The sequence below is a fragment of the Streptomyces sp. NPDC038280 genome (assembly GCF_055600045.1).
Map to the genome: position 1 here is coordinate 1 of NZ_JBVJYZ010000040.1, position 3,501 is coordinate 3,501.

Below are 3,501 nucleotides of genomic sequence, written 5' to 3' on the forward strand. Positions count from 1 at the left end.
GCTCAACCACCACACCCTTCGGACGACCCGTCGAACCCGACGTATAAATCACATACGCCGGAGACTCAGACCGAATCACCACACCCAGCGAACCATCGTCATGTCCACTGATCTCATCGACCGTCGACTCATCGTCCAGCAAAACCTGAGCCACACCCCGGGGCAGTACCCCAGCCCACTCCGAAGTCATCAGCACCACCACCGGAGCCGCGTCGCCGAGCATGTAGGCGATCCGGTCAGCCGGATACTCCGGGTCGATCGGCAGATACGCACCCCCAGCCTTCAGCACCGCAAGCAGCGCCACCACCGTCTCAACACCACGCCCCAGACACACCCCCACCAACGACTCAGGCCCCACACCCCGCTCCACCAGCAAACGCGCCAACCGATTCGCACGACCATCCAAAACGGCATACGACACCTCAACACCGTTCGCGACAACCGCCACAGCCCCCGGCGCCCGCACCACCTGCGCCTCAAACAGACCCACCACCGTCGCGTCCCCGGCCGTCTCCACCACCGGGCCGTTCCACTCCACGAGCGTGTGCTGCCGTTCGACGTCATCGAGTACGTCAACGCTGCTCAGCCGGGTGTCCGGGTCAGCAATCAGTGCGTGCAGGGCACGTGTGAGCCGTCCGGCGAGGCCGGCGGCCGAGGCCGCCTCGAACAGATCAGCCGAGGCGACCACGGAACCGCGCAGCCCCGCCGGGGCACCCGTCTCGTCGAAAGCCTCCTCGACGCCGACGTCCAGGTCGAACTTCGCCACCGTCCTGGTGGCGAGCTGCGCCGACACATGCTCCGACGCCACGGCCGCCAGCGAGCTGGCGCGCGCGCCCGACATGCTGACCTCGGCCCGCGCGACGTTCTCGACGGTGAGCATGACCTGGAACAGGGGGTGCCGCGAGAGCGCACGTGTCGGGGCCAGCTCCTCGACCAGCTTTTCGAACGGCACGTCCTGGTGCGCGAACGCGGACAGACTCGTCTCCCGGACGCGACCGATAACCTCCCGGAACGTCGGATTGCCGGACAGGTCCGTACGCAGCACAAGCGTGTTGACGAAGAACCCGACCAGGTCGTTGAGCGCCACGTCCGTACGGCCTGCCACGGGGGCGCCGATGGGGATGTCCGTGCCCGCGCCGAGCCGGGACAGTGTCATCGCCAGCACGGCCTGGAACAGCATGAACGTGGTCACGCCCTCGGCACGTGCCAGCTCTTGGAGGCGGACGTGCACATCAGTCGGAATCTCGAAGGGCGCACTGTGGCCCCGGTAGGAGGCGACGGGCGGACGCGTGCGGTCGAACGGGAGCGCCAGCTCCTCGGGGGCGCCGGCCAGCTCCTCGCGCCAGTAGGCCACCTGCCGCGAGCCGACGCTGTCGTGGTCGTTCTCGTCACCGAGCAGCTCGCGCTGCCACAGCGCGTAGTCGGCGTACTGGACCGGCAGCGGCTCCCACTCGGGGGCATTGCCCTCACGCCGTGCCGCATAGGCCGTGGAAAGGTCCCGCGCCAGGGGCCGCATCGAGTAGCCGTCGCCCGCGATGTGGTGGACGACCACGACGAGAGCGTGCTCGTCGGGACCGGCCGAGAACAGCCATGCGCGAATGGGGAGTTCGCATGACAGGTCGAACTCGTATCCAAACACACCAGCAGCCGCGTCTGCCAGATCCGCCGGCGTCGCGGAGTCGGGCAGGTCCACGGTCTGCAGTTCCCAGTCGAGATCCTCAGGACCGAGGATGCGCTGATACGGCTCGCCGCCGTTCGCCGCGAACGTTGTGCGCAGGACTTCGTGCCGCTCCAGGACGTCCCGCAGTGCCGCGCCCAGCGCGGCTCGGTCCACCGAGCCCGATAGGCGCAGCGACACCGGGATGTTGTAGGTCGCACTGGCGCCCTCGAGCTGCTGGATGAACCACAACCGACGCTGTGCGAAAGACAACGGAATCATCAGGAACCTTCCCGGTTTCGTCCCGGCCGCAACGTCGGCCCAGGCTGACTGTCGAACGTCTGCCGCCGTTCACCCCCGTCTGGAAGGAAGGCGTGGCGTGGCGTGGTCAAGGCATTCCTAAGGCCTTGTACATACGAACACGAAGAACATGGGGAACAGCTGTCACCAGAAAGACATCGAGCCGGTGTCACCGGTCCGAGAATCCACCCCGCGATTCGGGACTCCGGCTGGCGCGAACCACTATGACCCAGGCCGTACCGACGATCAATGCTCTGCCTCCGCACCCCCGCCCCGCGCGGCCTCGCCAGGGAACACCGCAGCTCACGACTCCCCGTACGGCCTGTTCAACCGACTCGGAACGGCAGTTGAACGCCCCTGACCCCGGTCCTGAACGCGCTTCGGCCACCGCTCCCGAAATCATGGGACACGGCGGCCGAAGCACGTCAGCTCTCTATTCCTTTGTTCAGGTTGAGCCCCTTGACTTACGCACTATTTCCGCGCATGGGACGCAAGGTCGGACGGGTTGACTTCTCCGAACTGAGCTGCTGCGCGAGACCGGCAGCGGTCGGCGCGTTGAACACCGCGCGGAGTTCGACATCGACGCCAAGGGCGGCACGAATGCGGACGACGAGTTCAGTCGCGAGCAGCGAGTGGCCGCCGAGGGCGAAGAAGTCGTCGTCCACTCCGACGCTTTCCAGGCCGAGGACCCCGGCGATCGCCTCGCAGAGGATCCGCTCCTCCCGGGTGGAGGGGGCGCGGCCGGCGCCCGTGGCGTATGTGGGTGCGGGAAGGGCCTTGCGGTCGAGCTTGCCGTTCACGGTCAGCGGCAGCGCGTCGAGGGCAACGACCGCCGAAGGAACCATGTACTCGGGCAGACGCTCGGCCGCGTGGGCCAGCAGTGAGGCCGTGGTGGAGGGCGACCAGGAGTCAGTGCCGTCGGCAGGGACGACGTAGGCGACGAGGCGCTTGCCGCCGGGGGTGTCCTCGCGGGCGATCACGGCGGCCTGGGCCACCTGCGGGTGCGCGGCCACGACGGCCTGCACCTCACCGGGCTCGATACGGAAGCCACGGATCTTGACCTGCTCGTCCGCGCGCCCGAGGTATTCGAGCTGCCCGTCCGCGTTCCAGCGCACCACATCACCAGTGCGATACATCCGCCGACCAGGGACGAAGGGACTGGCCACAAACCGCTCAGCCGTCAGGCCCACCCGCCCCACATAACCACGAGCAAGCTGCACACCCGCGAGGTAGAGCTCTCCCCCCACACCCACCGGCACCGGATTCAGCGCCGAATCAAGAACGTAAGTACGCGTGTTGGCGATCGGCGTGCCTATCGGAACCGAGCCACCCGTATGACCCGGCACGCACTCCCAGGCGGTGACATCGACGGACGCCTCCGTCGGCCCATACAGATTGTGCAGCCCCACCCCCGGCAACACAGCGAAGAACCGCTCCTGCGCCGCAGAAGACAGAGCCTCACCCGAACAAACCACCCGGCGCAGCCCACCACACCCGGCCGCCGACTCCTCAGCAAGAAAAGCCTCCAGCATCGACGGCACGAA

At 67.4% G+C, this 3,501-nt stretch carries 2 protein-coding genes; both read right to left on the reverse strand.

Annotation, left to right across the window (positions count from 1 at the left end; genetic code table 11):
• On the reverse strand, nt 1-1,939 hold a 1,939-nt coding region (locus tag ACZ7J0_RS33690), incomplete at its 3' end, for a condensation domain-containing protein (RefSeq protein WP_470893887.1).
• 482 nt (nt 1,940-2,421) lie between these two features.
• Nucleotides 2,422-3,501, reverse strand: a 1,080-nt coding sequence (locus ACZ7J0_RS33695; protein ID WP_470893889.1) for an AMP-binding protein, incomplete at its 5' end; no start/stop codon positions are given.